This is a genomic window from Pseudomonas sp. BJa3 (assembly GCF_026343815.1).
Classification (GTDB): Bacteria; Pseudomonadota; Gammaproteobacteria; order Pseudomonadales; family Pseudomonadaceae; genus Aquipseudomonas; species Aquipseudomonas soli.
In genome coordinates this window covers 38,392-53,650 of the sequence record NZ_JAOXMC010000006.1, presented here as the reverse complement: position 1 = coordinate 53,650, position 15,259 = coordinate 38,392, and the positions used below count along the sequence as shown (strand labels likewise).

Sequence of the window (15,259 nt, the reverse complement as noted above, 5' to 3'; positions counted from 1 at the left end):
AGCGGCCTCTCGATCAGGGGGTCTGATTCGAGTGTAGACGGGCTTGCCGCCCGCTGGGTAGACAGGGGCCACGACCTTCTGTCACATAAGAAAAACCCCGGCCTGGGCCGGGGTTTTTCTTTACTCGTCGAGGAAGGAGCGCAAGTGCTCGCTTCGCGTCGGGTGGCGCAGCTTGCGCAGCGCCTTGGCTTCGATCTGACGGATCCGCTCACGGGTCACGTCGAACTGCTTGCCGACTTCTTCGAGGGTGTGGTCGGTGTTCATGTCGATGCCGAAACGCATGCGCAGCACCTTGGCTTCGCGTGCGGTCAGGCCCGAGAGCACGTCACGGGTCGCTTCCTTGAGGCTTTCGACCGTGGCCACGTCGATCGGGGACTGCATGGTGGAGTCCTCGATGAAGTCGCCCAGGTGCGAATCTTCGTCGTCACCGATCGGGGTTTCCATGGAGATCGGCTCTTTGGCGATCTTCAGGACCTTGCGGATCTTGTCCTCAGGCATCTCCATGCGCTCGCCCAGCTCTTCCGGGGTCGGTTCGCGACCCATTTCCTGCAGCATCTGGCGGGAAATACGGTTGAGCTTGTTGATCGTCTCGATCATGTGCACCGGGATACGGATGGTGCGCGCCTGGTCGGCGATCGAGCGGGTGATCGCCTGGCGGATCCACCAGGTGGCGTAGGTCGAGAACTTGTAGCCGCGACGGTATTCGAACTTGTCCACCGCCTTCATCAGGCCGATGTTGCCTTCCTGGATCAGATCGAGGAACTGCAGGCCGCGGTTGGTGTACTTCTTGGCGATCGAGATCACCAGACGCAGGTTCGCCTCGACCATTTCCTTCTTGGCGCGGCGAGCCTTGGCTTCACCGATGGACATGCGGCGGTTGACGTCCTTGATCTCGGCGACGGTCAGGCCGGTCTCGCTCTCGAGGTCGATCAGTTTTTGCTGGCAAGCGACGATGGCGGCGTTTTTCTCACCCAGGGCGGCGGCCCATTTGGTGTTGCGTTTGGCCAGGTCACCGGACCAGGTCTGGTCGGTCTCGTTGCTCGGGAACAGGCGCAGGAAGTCGGCACGCGGCATGCGCGCGTCACGCACGCACAGTTGCATGATGGCACGTTCTTGCTGGCGCAAGCGATCCAGGGCACTGCGTACGCGCTCAACCAGAACGTCGAACTGCTTGGGCACCAGCTTGATCGGCATGAACAGGTCGGCCAGCGCCTGCATGGCGCTGATGCTGTCTTTATGGCCTCGACCGTGTTTCTTCAGCACTTTGAGGGTATCGACCAGCTGATCCTTGACTGCACCAAAACGCTGGGCGGCAACGACCGGATCCGGACCGCTTTCGGCCTCTTCCTCGTCGTCGCCATCGGCGTTTTCTTCGTCTTCTTCGTCGCTTTCTTCCTTCGCGGCAGCGGCCTTGGCACCCGGGATTGGTACTTCTTCGGTCGGTGCGGCGATGTTGTCGTCAGGGTCGATGTAACCGCTGAGGACGTCGGAAAGACGGCCGCCTTCGGAGGTGACACGGTCGTATTCGCCGAGGATGTAGTCGACAGTACCCGGGAAGTGAGCGATGGCGCCCATGACTTCACGGATGCCTTCCTCGATACGCTTGGCGATTTCGATCTCGCCTTCGCGGGTCAGCAGCTCGACGGTACCCATTTCGCGCATGTACATGCGCACCGGGTCGGTCGTGCGGCCGATATCGGTCTCGACAGCCGCCAATGCGGCGGCGGCCTCTTCGGCTGCGGCCTCGTCAGTGTCGGCTTCCGCCAACAACAGGGCATCCGCATCCGGAGCACTCTCGAATACGTTGATCCCCATGTCGTTGATCATGCGGATGATGTCTTCCACCTGCTCCGGATCTGAAATATCCTCTGGCAGGTGGTCGTTGACCTCCGCGTAAGTCAGGTAACCCTGCTCACGACCGCGGGTGATCAACTCTTTGATACGAGATTGCTGTTGCGCTTTTCCGGACATAACACCCTATCCACTGAAGGTCTTGGCGGGCAAAAAACAAGCCGAGGATTATACCCGAGCATGGACCTCACGCGCCAGATGAGGTCGGGTTTTGTGCGGGAACATTACGGCTCAGCAGGGTAAGCAGCTGAGATTTTTCCTCTGTACTCAGTTCACTTAGACGCGCTTTCCTGAGCAGATGTTCCAGGCTGCGCTCGCGCTGGCGAGCGGACAAGCTAGTTATAGTGTCGAAAAACTGTTGTTCAAGGTTGTCGGCATCGATCAACCATTCCTTTTCCGCCAGGGCGCGCAGCAGGCGACCCTGTTCGGTCCCGTGCCAGCGTGCGATCAGCTGCATTGAGCTTAGCTTAGGATTCTTCTGCGCGGCCTCGATGAGGGCTACCAGCAACTGGCTGTACAGTTGCTCTTCGTCGGCGAAGTGGCTGGCATCCTCGACCTTGCCGGCCAGCAGCGGGTGATGCAGCAAGGTGCGCAGGGCCGAGAGCGTCGGTGGTTCCACTGGCGCGGGCACCCGTGGCGGCGCTTCGCCGCGCTGGCCATCGCGCTGCCATGGCTTGCCACCTTTCTTATCCCAGGGTTTGGCGTCCCACTGCTTCTTGCCGCCACCTTTGTTCGGCGTCCAGGGGCGTTGCTCCTGTTGTGGCGCCGAGTAGTCGGGCTGGTAGTGCATGTCGCCATGGTCAGGCACGTAGCTTGCCATGGCGTCGTAGTCGTAACCGGGGTCGTAATCAGGCGCGCTGGGTGCTGGCGCGCTCTGGGCCAGTTGCTCCATCTGCTGCGGGTCGAGGCCGGTGATGTCTTTCAGGCGGTTGCGCATCAGTTGGCGCAGGTTGGCGCCCGGGACCTTTTCGATCAGCGGTGCGGCCAGCGTCACCATGTGCGCCTTGCCTTCCAGTGAGCGCGGGTCGGCCTCGTTGCTCAACTGCTCGAAGAAATAATCGGCCAGTGGCTGGGCATGCTGGTTGATGCGGGCCTGGAAGGCATCGGTGCCTTCGGCGCGCACCAGGCTGTCCGGGTCTTCGCCTTCGGGCAGGAACAGGAAGCGTGCGCGGCGACCGTCCTGCAGGCTCGACAGGGTCGCCTCCAGGGCACGCCAGGCGGCCTTCCGGCCGGCCTGATCGCCGTCGAAACAGAACAGCACGCTTGGTACCACGCGGAACAGGCGCTTGAGGTGTTCCTCGCTGGTGGACGTGCCGAGGGTGGCCACGGCGTTGCGCAAGCCCTGCTGGGCCAGGGCGATGACGTCCATGTAGCCTTCGACGACGATGATCTCGTCGAGGTTGCGGTTGTGCTTGCGTGCCTCATACAGGCCGTACAGCTCCTGGCCCTTGTGGAACACCGGGGTTTCCGGGGAGTTCAGGTATTTGGGCTTGTCGTCGCCCAGTACCCGGCCGCCGAAGGCGATGACCCGGCCGCGGCTGTCGCGGATCGGGAACATCACTCGGTCGCGGAAGCGGTCATAGCGCTTGCCGCTTTCGGCGTTCTCGATCAGCAGGCCGGCGTCGATCATCACTTTCTGTTGCAGCGAGTCGGCACCCAGGTGCTTGAGCAGGTTGTCCCAGCCCGGCGGCGCGAAGCCCAGGCCAAAGTCGCGGGCGATCTCGCCGGACAGGCCGCGCCCCTTGAGATACTCCACTGCCGCCTTGCGGGTGGCGTGGCTGCGCAGGGCCTGGCGATAGAACTCGCTGGCCGCCTCGAGCAAGGGGTACAGCGGCGAGTCTGTCGGCTGGCGCGGCTTCTGCCCGCGGCGGCCTTCCTCGCGGGGGACTTCCATGCCGGCCGCGCGGGCCAGCTCCTCGACTGCCTGGGGGAAGTCCAGGTTATCGTGGTCCATGACAAAGCCGAGGGCGTTACCCCCAGCGCCGCAACCGAAGCAATAGTAGAACTGCTTGTCGGGGCTGACAGTGAAGGAGGGGCTCTTTTCCTTGTGGAAGGGGCAGCAGGCGGAAAGATTCTTGCCGGTCTTTTTCAGCTGGATGCGCGAACTCACCACATCGACGATGTCGGTGCGGTTGAGAAGGTCATCGATAAAGCTCTGGGGAATCAGCCCGGCCATGGCAGCCTCGTCATCTGGCAACTGGCAAGTCTAAACGCTTGTGCGCGGGTTTGGCGTGGGGTGTCGCAGGAAGAGGTGTGTGCTCGTCGGTAGCCGGTGAAGGCTCGTCAGAAAAGACGTGCACGCCTGGCCAAAGACCAGTTCTGACGCGTTGAGGCAGGTTGCCCATGGCTTTTGCCGGGGCACCCCAGGCGCATGGCCAAGGGTTTCAAGCAACCGCTACCATAAGCCCGGCACGAGGCCGGGCATGGCAGAAGCTTTGCGTAGAACGGCTGTACTTAGTACAGACGAACGGCGCGGCGCTGTTCGCGCTGAACTTTCTTCGCGTGACGCTTAACAGCGGCAGCGGCTTTGCGCTTACGCTCGGCGGTCGGCTTCTCGTAAAACTCGCGGCTACGAACTTCAGCCAGTACACCGGCTTTTTCGCAGGAGCGCTTGAAACGACGCAGAGCTACGTCGAAGGGTTCGTTCTCTTTAACTTTGACGGCTGGCATCCAGGGCTACCTTAATTCATTACCGGGGTAGACGTGCTCCTGGCAAAACATAAGGTGTGCTGGAGAACGTCGGTTTTCAAGGGTTGCGGATGTTAACCCTTAGCTGGCCGGAATGCAAAGCCTCTGATCGAAAACCGCTGGTCGGCACCGGGCACGGAGACTATCATGCGCGCCTTCGAATTCAGCCTCCACAAGGCACGGACCCATGCTAGTACTGGGATTGGAAACATCCTGCGACGAAACTGGCGTCGCATTATATGACAGTGAACGCGGCCTGCTGGCCGACGCGCTGTTCAGCCAGATCGACCTGCACCGCGTCTATGGCGGCGTGGTGCCCGAGCTCGCCTCGCGCGATCACGTCAAACGCATGTTGCCCCTGATTCGCCAGGTGCTGCAGGAGGCCGACTGCGTCGCCACCGAGATCGACGCCATCGCCTATACTGCGGGCCCGGGCCTGGTCGGCGCGCTGCTGGTGGGCGCCTCTTGCGCCCAGGCACTGGCGTTCGCCTGGGATATTCCGGCGATCGGTGTGCACCATATGGAGGGCCATCTGCTGGCGCCGATGCTCGAAGAGCAACCGCCGCAGTTTCCGTTCGTCGCTTTGTTGGTTTCAGGTGGCCATACCCAGCTGGTGCGGGTCGATGGCATCGGCCAGTACGAACTGCTGGGCGAGAGCCTCGACGACGCCGCCGGCGAGGCGTTCGACAAGACCGCCAAGCTGATCGGCCTCAATTATCCGGGTGGCCCGGAGATCGCCCGCCTGGCCGAACAAGGCACGCCCGGGCGCTTCGTGTTCCCGCGGCCGATGTGCGACCGCCCCGGCCTGCAGTTCAGCTTCAGCGGCCTCAAGACCTTTGCCCTGAATACCTGGCAGCAATGCCGCGATGCCGGGGACGACAAAGAGCAAACCCGTTGCGACGTGTCGCTGGCGTTCCAGCAGGCGGTGGTGGAAACTCTGACCATCAAGTGCAAGCGCGCCCTCAAGCAGACCGGCCTCAAGCGCCTGGTCATCGCCGGCGGCGTGAGCGCCAACAAGGCCTTGCGTGTTTCGTTGGAAGAGATGCTGACCAGCATCAAGGGCAACGTCTACTACGCCCGCCCACGTTTCTGCACCGACAACGGTGCGATGATCGCCTATGCCGGTTGCCAGCGTCTGTTGGCCGGGCAGCAGCAGGACCTGGCGATCAGCGTGCAGGCGCGCTGGCCGATGGAGCAACTGCCGGCTGTATGAGGTGGGCTGGGCCTGTGGATGCTCAGAAGTGGCGTTCGCGCCCGGCGAACAGGTCACGCAGGTTGCTGCGGTGGCGCCAGACGATCAGCACCGTCAACACGGTCATCGGCAGCAGGGCTTCGGGCTCGCGCCAAGCCAGCAAAGGCAAGGTCAGTGGTGTGGCGATCAGCGCCGCGAGCGAACTGGTGCGGGTCAGGTAGAAGGTCAGCAGCCAGGCGCCAATGGCCAGCAGGGCCGCTGGAAAGTACAGCGCCATCAGCATGCCGGCGGCGGTGGCCACCCCTTTGCCGCCTTTAAAGCGGAAGTACACTGGGAACAGGTGACCGAGCACTGCGCAGATGCCCACCCAGGCCTGCTCTTGCTGGTCGAGTCCGGCCAGGCGAGCAAGCAGCACAGGCAACATGCCCTTGCACAGGTCGCCGAGCAGCGTCAGGATCGCCAGTTTGCGGCCCGCCAGGCGTAGCATGTTGGTGGCGCCGGCATTGCCGGAACCGCTGGAGCGCGGGTCGGGGCTGCCACTGAGGCGGCTCAGGACAATGGCGAAGGACAGAGAGCCGAGCAGGTAGGCAAGCAGCGCCAGTGACCAAAACATGCTAACTATTCCGGGCGAGGACGCCCTGATTCTAACGGCGCCCGTCGCCCTTGTCGTGCTGTGGAGAGAAGTGCTTGGACAGAGTGTTCATCGAAGGCCTGGAAGTCGATACCGTGATCGGCGCCTATGACTGGGAGCGGGATATTCGCCAGTGCCTGCGCCTGGACCTGAGCTTCGCCTGGGACAACCGTCCGGCGGCGGCCGGTGACGACCTGTCGCTGGCACTGGACTATGCCAGTGTCTCGGCACGTATCCAGGCGTTCGCCGAACAGGCCCGTTTCGAGCTGGTCGAGACCTTCGCCGAGCGCTTGGTCGCGGTGTTGATGGCGGAATTCAAAATTCCCTGGATGCGCCTGAAACTCACCAAGCCGGGCGCGGTACCGGCGGCCCGTGGTGGTGTTGGCGTGGAGATCGAGCGCGGATGTCTCTGAGCACGGTATACCTTGGGCTGGGCAGCAACATCGAGCGTGAGCGGCACTTGTGCGCCGGGCTCGATGCCCTCGCCGGCATCCTCAAAGACATGCAGTGTTCCGCGGTGTTCGAGAGCCAGGCCGTGGGGATCAAGAGTGGCCCGTTCTACAACCTGGTGGTGCGCGGGCGCACCGAACTGCCGCTGCTGGAACTCGATCGCCGGCTCAAGTTCATCGAGGCCGACAATGGCCGCTACGCGCCGGACCGCAAGGGGCTGCCACTGGATATCGACGTACTGATGTTCGATGACCTGTGCGGGACCTTCGATGGCCTGGTGCTGCCGCGCGCGGAGATCCTGAAGAACGCCTTCGTGCTCTGGCCGCTGTCCTTGCTGGCCCCGGAGTTGGTGCATCCGGGCGAGGGCAGGTCCATGGGGCAGTTGTGGCGGGAAGCGCGCATCGAGCAGGTACTGGCGCCGGTACCGTTCGAATGGCGCGGGTTGCAGTTGACCCCCGCTTAGCCTGCCCCGGCCTCTTCGCGGTTCTACCTGCGAAGAGGCCGGGCAGATCAAGCAGCCTTGTAGGCTTCGAGCGCCTTCAGTCGCTCACCTTTGAGCGCTTCACCCAGGCCCTGGCCGGCAAGCCCGGCTTCAAGCAACGGCTTGACATCCACGGCGCGTGCAGCTTCAGCGGCCCCGCGCAAATACTCGCCTTGTGGATACTCTGAACCCAGCGCCGCCATCTCGCAGGCGGCGATGAAGTCCTCGAAGCGCTGCGGCCGTCGGTACACATCAAACTTCTGCAGCATCTCCAGCAGGCTTGCAGGTTCCAGCTGCGGAGCCTGGTCCGCTCGCTCGGCAAACTCCCCCACCAGCATCGCCAGTTCCTGGCATTCACGCGGGGCCTTGAAGCGCTGGTTCAGCGCCTTGAGCGCGGCAGGCTGCAGCCCACGTAGCAGGCACGCCCAGCGCACCGCCAGCGGCTGCTGGTGCCTTGCCGCCTGGTGCAGCGCGGCCAGTGTACTGGCGCCCTCAAGCTCGGGCATCAGCTCGCTCAGCCCGCCGCAGCTGCGCAGCACCTCAATGAACACCTGCGGCTCGCTTTCCATCAATGCGCGCTCGATCTCCTTCCAGCTGCGCTCGGCGGTCAACGCCTGCAGTTCGCCTGATTCGGCGATCTGGCGCATCAACTGCAAAGTCTCATCGGCTACACGAAAGCCCAGGGGCGCGTAGCGCGCGGCAAAGCGGGCAACGCGCAGCACCCGCAGGGGATCTTCGGCGAATGCCGGAGAAACATGGCGCAGGAGGCGCTGCTCGAGATCTGCCTTGCCATGGTAGGGATCGTGCAGGTTGCCGTGCTCGTCCTCTGCCATGGCATTGATGGTCAGGTCGCGACGAACCAGATCCTCCTCGAGGGTGATTTCGGGGCTCGCGTGGAAGGTAAAACCACCATACCCGCGCCCGCTCTTGCGTTCGGTACGGGCCAGGGCATATTCCTCGCCCGTCCTGGGGTGAAGGAATACCGGAAAATCGGCACCGACCGGACGAAAGCCCTCGGCCTGCATTTGTTCGACCGTGGCGCCGACCACCAGCCAGTCGACGTCGCTGACCGGACGGCCGAGCAGACGGTCGCGCACGGCGCCGCCAACCTTGTAGATCTGCATGTGAAACCTCCATTACTGGCGACAGGATACCTTGTCGACGGCAATGGAGGTGGGCTGCCGCTAGAGGTGGTGCACCACGGCCAGGTCCATGCGCCCGTAGTCGCCGGCCTCGCTGTGCTCGCCCCGTGGCGGCATGTGGTGGGTCTTCATCACCTGGTCGCCCTGAACGGTTTCCAGGTGGATATCGAAGCCCCACAGGCGGTGCAGGTGCTTGAGCACCTCTTCGGTGGAATCACCCAGGGGTTTGCGGTTGTGCTGCTGGTGGCGCAGGGTGAGCGAGCGGTCGCCGCGGCGATCAATGCTCCAGATCTGCACGTTGGGTTCACGGTTGCCCAGGTTGTACTGGGCGGCCAGTTGCTCGCGGATGGTGCGGTAGCCGGCTTCGTCATGGATTGCCGGGACCAGCAGGTCGTCACGCTGGTCATCGTCGAGGATGCTGAACAGCTTGAGGTCGCGCATCACCTTGGGCGACAGGTACTGCAGGATGAAGCTTTCGTCCTTGAAGCTGCTCATGGCGAACTTGATGGTCGAAAGCCAGTCACTGCCGGCGATATCCGGGAACCAGCGGCGATCTTCCTCGGTGGGGGCCTCGCACATGCGACGGATGTCGGTGTACATCGCAAAGCCAAGGGCGTACGGGTTGATGCCGCTGTAGTAGGGGCTGTCGAAGCCAGGCTGGAACACCACGCTGGTATGAGACTGGAGGAACTCCATCATGAAGCCCTCGGTGATCAGGCCCTCGTCATAGAGGTCGTTCATCAGCGTGTAGTGCCAGAAGGTCGCCCAACCTTCGTTCATCACTTGGGTCTGGCGTTGTGGATAGAAGTACTGGGCGATCTTGCGCACGATGCGCACCACCTCGCGCTGCCAGGGTTCGAGCAGCGGGGCGTGCTTCTCGATGAAGTAGAGAATGTTCTCCTGGGGCTCGGCGGGGAATCGCGCATCGTCCCTGTCGCCGCCTTTTTCCACGCCTTTGGGAATGGTCCGCCAGAGGTCATTGATCTGTCGTTGCAGGTGCTCTTCACGCTCCTTCTGCCGGCGCCGTTCTTCTTCGGCGGAGATGGGGTAGGGGCGTTTGTAGCGATCCACGCCATAGTTCATCAGCGCATGACAGGAGTCGATCAGGTCCTCGACGGCGTCGATGCCATGACGCTCCTCGCACTGGGCAATGTACTGCTTGGCGAACACCAGGTAGTCGATGATCGAACTGGCGTCGGTCCAGGTGCGAAACAGGTAGTTGCCCTTGAAGAAACTGTTGTGGCCATAGCAGGCGTGGGCGATCACCAGTGCCTGCATGCACATGGTGTTTTCTTCCATCAGGTAGGCGATGCACGGATCGGAATTGATAACGATCTCGTACGCCAGGCCCATCTGGCCCCGACTATAGGACTTCTCGGTGCTGAGGAACTGTTTGCCGTAGGACCAGTGGTGATAGCCCAGTGGCATGCCCACCGAGGCGTAGGCGTCCATCATCTGTTCGGCGGTGATGACTTCGATCTGGTTGGGGTAGGTATCCAGGGCGTAGCGGGCGGCCAGGCGACTGATCTCGCGGTCGTACGTCTGGATCAGCTCGAACGTCCATTCGGAGCCGGTGGAAATGGGTTGGCGTCTCTGCTCTCTGGCGGTCATGTGGCTAACCTGCGCTGGAAGAGTTCACGGAAGACCGGGTAGATATCGCCGGCCGATACCAACTGCTGCTGGGCGAAGGTGTCGGGAAATGCTTCGCCGATGCGCTCGTACTCATACCACAGCGCCTGGTGTTCGCGTGGGGTGATCTCGACGTAAGTGTAGTACTGCACATGCGGCATGATCTGGTTGGCGAGGATGTCGCGGCAGATCGGCGAATCGTCGTTCCAGTTGTCACCGTCCGATGCCTGGGCGGCATAGATGTTCCAGTCGCTGGCCGGGTAGCGCTCGGCCATGACTTCCTGCATCAGCTTGAGCGCGCTGGAGACGATGGTGCCGCCGGTCTCGCGGGAGTAGAAGAACTCTTCCTCGTCCACTTCGCGGGCGCTGGTGTGGTGACGGATGAACACCACCTCGATGCGGTCGTAGTTACGCTTGAGGAACAGGTATAGCAGGATGAAAAAGCGCTTGGCGATGTCCTTGGTAGCCTGTGTCATGGAGCCTGAGACATCCATCAGGCAGAACATCACCGCCTTGGAGCTGGGGTTGGGTTGCCTGACCAGGAGGTTGTACTTGAGGTCAAAGGTGTCGAGGAAGGGCAGGCGATTGATGCGCGCCTTGAGGCGCTCGATCTCGGCCTCGGTATCCTGGATGTCGGTGAAGTTGTCCGGCTCCTCGACCTTGAGCCGTTCCAGTTCCTTTTGCGCCTCGCGCAACAGCGCGCGGCTGCTGCCGGTCAGGGCGATACGGCGGGCGTGGGCCGAGCGCAGCGTACGCACGATGTTGATGCGCGAAGGATTGCCCTCGTTGGCAATACCGGCGCGCACGGTCTTGAAGGTGTCGGCACCGGTAAGGTGGCGTTTGACCAGGTTGGGCAGTTCCAGGTCTTCGAACATGAATTCGAGGAATTCTTCCTGGGTGATCTGGAACACGAAATCGTCCATGCCCTCGCCGGAGTTGCCGGCCTTGCCGCGCCCGCCGCCACCGCCGCCACCTTGGGGCCGGGCAATGTGTTCGCCAGCGGTGAACTCCTTGTTACCTGGGTGAACGATGGTCTGCTTGCCGCCGCGGCCGTGGTGCAGCACCGGTTCGTCGATGTCACGCCCCGGGATACTGATCTGCTCGCCGTGTTCCATGTCCATGATGGAGCGGCGGCTCACGGCCTCTTCGACGGCTTTCTTGATGTGCTCACGGTAACGCCGCAAGAAGCGCTGGCGGTTGACCGTGCTCTTGTTCTTGCCGTTCAGGCGTCGGTCGATAACGTAGCTCATGGGCCCTCCGGTAGCTGGGTACAGCTGCAAGCTTCAAGCTACGAGCTGCAAGTAAAAGCAATCGCTGCCGCCACAGGCCAGCGGTGTGCCGGGGCACACCGCCAAGCGGCCGGTGCGTGCCGCTTTTACTGCGATTTCCTGACCCGCAGGTACCATTCCGACAGCAGGCGTACCTGTTTGTCGGTGTAGCCACGTTCCACCATCCGGGTGACGAAATCGTTGTGCTTCTGCTGGTCTTCCTTGCTGGCCTTGGCGTTGAAGCTGATGACCGGCAGCAGGTCTTCGGTGTTGGAGAACATTTTCTTCTCGATCACCACCCGCAGCTTCTCGTAGCTGAGCCAGCTGGGGTTCTTGCCATTGTTGTTGGCACGGGCGCGCAGCACGAAGTTGACGATCTCGTTGCGGAAGTCCTTCGGATTGCTGATACCGGCCGGCTTCTCGATCTTCTCCAGCTCCTCGTTGAGGGCGATACGGTTGAGGATTTCGCCAGTCTCCGGGTCGCGGTACTCCTGGTCCTGGATCCAGAAGTCGGCATACAGCACGTAGCGGTCGAAGATGTTCTGGCCGTACTCGCTGTAGGATTCCAGATAAGCGGTCTGGATTTCCTTGCCGATGAACTCGATGTAGCGCGGCGCCAGGTACTCCTTGAGGTAGCGCAGGTAGCGCTCGCGTACTTCGGCAGGGAACTGCTCCTGCTCGATCTGCTGTTCCAGCACGTACAGCAGGTGCACCGGGTTGGCGGCAATCTCATGCGGATCGAAGTTGAATACCTTGGAGAGGATCTTGAAGGCGAAGCGGGTCGACAGGCCGTTCATGCCCTCGTCGACGCCGGCGGAGTCGCGGTACTCCTGGATCGACTTGGCCTTGGGGTCGGTGTCCTTGAGGTTCTCGCCGTCGTAGACGCGCATCTTCGAGTAGATGTTGGAGTTCTCCGGCTCCTTGAGGCGTGAAAGCACTGTGAACTGGGCGAGCATCTTCAGTGTGTCGGGCGCGCAATGAGCCTTGGCCAGCGAGCTGTTGATCAGCAACTTGTCGTAGATCTTGATCTCGTCGCTGACGCGAAGGCAGTACGGCACCTTGACGATATAGATACGGTCGATGAACGCTTCGTTATTCTTGTTGTTGCGGAAGGTGTGCCATTCCGATTCGTTGGAGTGGGCCAACAAGATACCGGTGTAGGGGATCGCCCCCAGGCCTTCGGTACTGTTGTAGTTGCCCTCCTGGGTAGCGGTGAGCAGCGGGTGAAGCACCTTGATCGGCGCCTTGAACATCTCGACGAATTCCATCAGGCCTTGGTTGGCCCGGCACAACGCGCCCGAGTAGCTGTAGGCGTCGGCGTCGTTCTGCGGAAACTCCTCGAGCTTGCGGATATCCACCTTGCCGACCAGGGCAGAAATATCCTGGTTGTTCTCGTCACCCGGCTCTGTCTTGGCGATGGCGATCTGGTTGAGGATTGATGGATAGAGCTTTACCACCCGAAACTTGCTGATGTCGCCGCCGAACTCCTGCAGGCGCTTGGTGGCCCAGGGCGACATGATGGTGTTCAGATAGCGGCGTGAAATGCCGAATTCTTCCTCGAGGATCGCACCGTCCTCGGTGGCGTTGAACAGCCCGAGTGGCGACTCGAAGACCGGCGAGCCCTTGATGGCGTAGAACGGTACCTTTTCCATCAATTGCTTGAGTTTTTCGGCCAGCGACGACTTGCCGCCGCCCACCGGACCCAGCAGGTAGAGGATCTGCTTCTTCTCTTCCAGGCCCTGAGCGGCGTGGCGGAAGTAGGAGACGATCTGGTCGATGCACTCTTCCATGCCATGGAAATCGGCAAAGGCCGGATAGCGGCGGATTACCTTGTTGGAGAAGATCCGCGACAGCCGGGAGTTACTTGAGGTGTCGATCAGCTCTGGTTCACCGATGGCCAGCAACAGCCGCTCGGCCGCCGAGGCATAGGCGCTGCGATCCTCTTTGCACAGCTCAAGGTACTCCTGCAGCGAAAGTTCTTCCTGGCGGGTGGACTCGAAACGTTGTTGGAAGTGGCTAAAAATGCTCATGACGTCACCTCGCTCGATACGTGGAGACGACGCCGGATCAGTCAGCCGATGCTGGCATGCAACCGGTTTTGTCGGTTGCTGTATACCCCCCAGAACACCCTGTAACGCTACCGATGACCCGCACGCCGGTGTACCGGCTCTCCCCTTTTTTGGATGGCCTGGGCTTAAGGATAGTTGGTTATACGAGAGGTCAAGGGCGGGGAGCGGGGAAGACGCCTACGACCGTTCGTCAGGTCGGGCCCTAGCCCGCGCCAAGCGCGGGCTGCAGGAAAAATGAAAAAATTATTCGGCGCTGCCCTGGGCGGTTTCCCCCGGGTAGGTGTTACGCCACAGTTCGAAGCCACCATCGATGCTGTAGACGTTGGAGAAGCCCTGGCCGACCAGGTAAGCGGCGGCACTCTGGCTGGAATTGCCGTGGTAGCAGACTACCAGTGTAGGCGCGTCCAGGTCGGCGCTGCGGATGAAGTCGGCTACCGAGTGATTATCCAGATGAGTGGCGCCGGCGATATGGCCGGCGGCAAACGCCTGTGGGTCGCGGATATCGACAACGATCGCACCTTCGGCACGCAGGGCGAGGGCTTGTTCTGGGGAGATACGCTTGAATTCGCTCATGGGTGCGGTTCCTTCATGGCTGATCGTTGAGAGATGCCGGCGGGCGAGGTGTGCCTTCGCGGGTGCAGTCGCAGCGGTGGAATTCGCCGCTGTCGACATTGTACAGGGTCATCGCGCCCCCCCAGACACAGCCGGTGTCCAGGGCAATCACACCGGGGACGTCGACCCGGCCTTCGAGGGCTGCCCAGTGGCCGAAGATGATCTTCACATGGCGCGAGCGGCGGTCCGGGTGAGCGAACCATGGTTTATAGCCTTTGGGCGCGCTGTCGGCGCCTTCCTTGCTCTTGAGGTCGAGCTTGCCGGTGGCGGTGCAGAAGCGCATGCGGGTGAAGTAGTTAGTGATCACTCGCAGGCGTTCGACGCCGGCCAGATCCTTGCTCCACTTGTTCGGCTCGTTGCCGTACATACCGTCCAGATACAGTTTCAGGCGACTGTCGTCGCGCAGCACCTCCTCGACCTCCGCCGCCAGCTCCAGCGCCTTGCCCAGGGTCCACTGCGGCGGGATGCCGGCATGGGCCATGGCGATGCCGCGGGCTTCGTCGTAGTGCAGCAGTTTCTGCTGGCGGAGCCAGTCGAACAGCTGGTCGGCGTCCGGGGCTTCGATGACTTCGCGCAGGGTATCGCTTTTCTTCAGGCGCTCGACATTGTGCCAGGCGGCCAGCAGGTGCAGGTCATGGTTGCCCAGCACGCAGACCAGCGCATGGCGGATCGAGTAGAGATAACGCAACGTCTCGAGGGACTCTGGGCCACGGTTGACCAGGTCGCCCACCAGCCACAGGCGATCGACAGCCGGGTCGAAGCGCACGCGCTCGAGCAGGCACTTGAGTGGTTGCAGGCAGCCTTGCAGGTCCCCGACGGCATAGGTGGCCATCAGTGCAGCGCCCCGGGCACGGCCAGGCGGAACGGGGCGATCTGGGCATCGAAGCGTTTGCCGTCTTCGGCGAACATCTGATAGCTGCCCTGCATGGTGCCGACGCGGGTGCTGATCACCGCACCGCTGCTGTAGGTGTGGCTCTGGCCTGGCTCGATCAGCGGCTGTTGGCCGATCACACCGGCACCGCGCACCTCCTCGACTTCGCCGTCACCGTTGGTGATCAGCCAGTGGCGGGACATCAGCTTGGCCTTGAGCGTGCCGTTATTCTGCACGGTGATGGTGTAGGCGAAGGCGAAGCGGCTGCTTTCGGGGTCGGATTGTTCTTTGAGATAGCGGGTCACGACGCTGACGTCGATCTGGTAGCGGGGGTCGGACATGCAAGGGCCTTGGGCGAACTGACGCAATAACGCA

Annotated in this window: 14 protein-coding genes; 3 read left to right on the top strand and 11 right to left on the bottom strand. The window is 62.1% G+C overall.

What is annotated here, in order from left to right; translation table 11 throughout:
- Window positions 1-120 precede the first annotated feature (120 nt).
- The 3 genes from rpoD to rpsU form a co-directional block, all read right to left on the bottom strand.
- Entirely contained in the window at window positions 121-1,971 is a 1,851-nt protein-coding gene (rpoD, locus tag OH705_RS08625; RefSeq protein WP_094011474.1) for an RNA polymerase sigma factor RpoD, read from the bottom strand.
- Between the two features lie 67 nt (window positions 1,972-2,038).
- The gene (gene dnaG, locus OH705_RS08620) at window positions 2,039-4,027 is read right to left on the bottom strand and encodes a DNA primase (RefSeq protein WP_267301858.1); all 1,989 of its coding nucleotides are present in this window, start codon (window positions 4,025-4,027) and stop codon (window positions 2,039-2,041) included.
- Window positions 4,028-4,305: 278 nt separating this feature from the next.
- Window positions 4,306-4,521, bottom strand: a complete 216-nt coding sequence (gene rpsU / locus OH705_RS08615; protein ID WP_003255575.1) for a 30S ribosomal protein S21 — start codon at window positions 4,519-4,521, stop codon at window positions 4,306-4,308.
- A gap of 205 nt (window positions 4,522-4,726) precedes the next feature.
- Here rpsU and tsaD point away from each other — a divergent pair, with 205 nt between their 5' ends.
- Complete coding sequence (tsaD, locus tag OH705_RS08610) at window positions 4,727-5,752, top strand: tRNA (adenosine(37)-N6)-threonylcarbamoyltransferase complex transferase subunit TsaD (RefSeq protein ID WP_267301857.1); 1,026 nt, start codon at window positions 4,727-4,729, stop codon at window positions 5,750-5,752.
- A gap of 22 nt (window positions 5,753-5,774) precedes the next feature.
- Here tsaD and plsY read toward each other — a convergent pair whose 3' ends face one another.
- Complete coding sequence (gene plsY / locus OH705_RS08605) at window positions 5,775-6,344, bottom strand: glycerol-3-phosphate 1-O-acyltransferase PlsY (protein WP_023629254.1); 570 nt, start codon at window positions 6,342-6,344, stop codon at window positions 5,775-5,777.
- A gap of 74 nt (window positions 6,345-6,418) precedes the next feature.
- On the opposite strand from plsY, the gene folB reads away from it, so the two are divergent.
- Together folB and folK are read left to right on the top strand one after the other, a co-directional pair.
- Complete coding sequence (folB, locus tag OH705_RS08600; protein WP_023629255.1) at window positions 6,419-6,775, top strand: dihydroneopterin aldolase; 357 nt, start codon at window positions 6,419-6,421, stop codon at window positions 6,773-6,775.
- Entirely contained in the window at window positions 6,766-7,275 is a 510-nt protein-coding gene (gene folK / locus OH705_RS08595; RefSeq protein WP_023629256.1) for a 2-amino-4-hydroxy-6-hydroxymethyldihydropteridine diphosphokinase, read from the top strand. Before folB ends, folK begins: the two co-directional genes overlap by 10 nt.
- A 47-nt stretch (window positions 7,276-7,322) precedes the next feature.
- On the opposite strand, the gene OH705_RS08590 is transcribed toward folK, so the two are convergent.
- The 7 genes from OH705_RS08590 to apaG form a co-directional block, all read right to left on the bottom strand.
- A complete protein-coding gene (locus OH705_RS08590) occupies window positions 7,323-8,417 on the bottom strand; it encodes a multifunctional CCA tRNA nucleotidyl transferase/2'3'-cyclic phosphodiesterase/2'nucleotidase/phosphatase (protein ID WP_267301853.1) in 1,095 nt (364 codons plus the stop codon).
- Between the two features lie 60 nt (window positions 8,418-8,477).
- Window positions 8,478-10,046 (bottom strand): SpoVR family protein, encoded by a 1,569-nt coding sequence (locus tag OH705_RS08585; protein WP_023629258.1) that lies wholly within the window; start codon window positions 10,044-10,046, stop codon window positions 8,478-8,480.
- A complete protein-coding gene (locus OH705_RS08580) occupies window positions 10,043-11,314 on the bottom strand; it encodes a YeaH/YhbH family protein (protein ID WP_023629259.1) in 1,272 nt (423 codons plus the stop codon). Before OH705_RS08580 ends, OH705_RS08585 begins: the two co-directional genes overlap by 4 nt.
- A 125-nt stretch (window positions 11,315-11,439) precedes the next feature.
- Window positions 11,440-13,362, bottom strand: coding sequence for a PrkA family serine protein kinase (locus tag OH705_RS08575; protein ID WP_023629260.1), 1,923 nt, complete (start codon window positions 13,360-13,362; stop codon window positions 11,440-11,442).
- Window positions 13,363-13,644: 282 nt separating this feature from the next.
- Complete coding sequence (gene glpE / locus OH705_RS08570) at window positions 13,645-13,974, bottom strand: thiosulfate sulfurtransferase GlpE (RefSeq protein WP_094011470.1); 330 nt, start codon at window positions 13,972-13,974, stop codon at window positions 13,645-13,647.
- Window positions 13,975-13,987: 13 nt separating this feature from the next.
- Window positions 13,988-14,845 carry a symmetrical bis(5'-nucleosyl)-tetraphosphatase gene (locus tag OH705_RS08565; RefSeq protein ID WP_104444579.1) on the bottom strand — a complete coding sequence of 286 codons (858 nt, stop codon included), beginning with the start codon at window positions 14,843-14,845 and terminating at the stop codon, window positions 13,988-13,990.
- On the bottom strand, window positions 14,845-15,225 hold the full coding sequence (gene apaG / locus OH705_RS08560) for a Co2+/Mg2+ efflux protein ApaG (protein ID WP_023629263.1): 381 nt from the start codon (window positions 15,223-15,225) through the stop codon (window positions 14,845-14,847). The genes OH705_RS08565 and apaG overlap by 1 nt, the downstream gene beginning before the upstream one ends.
- Window positions 15,226-15,259: the final 34 nt, after the last annotated feature.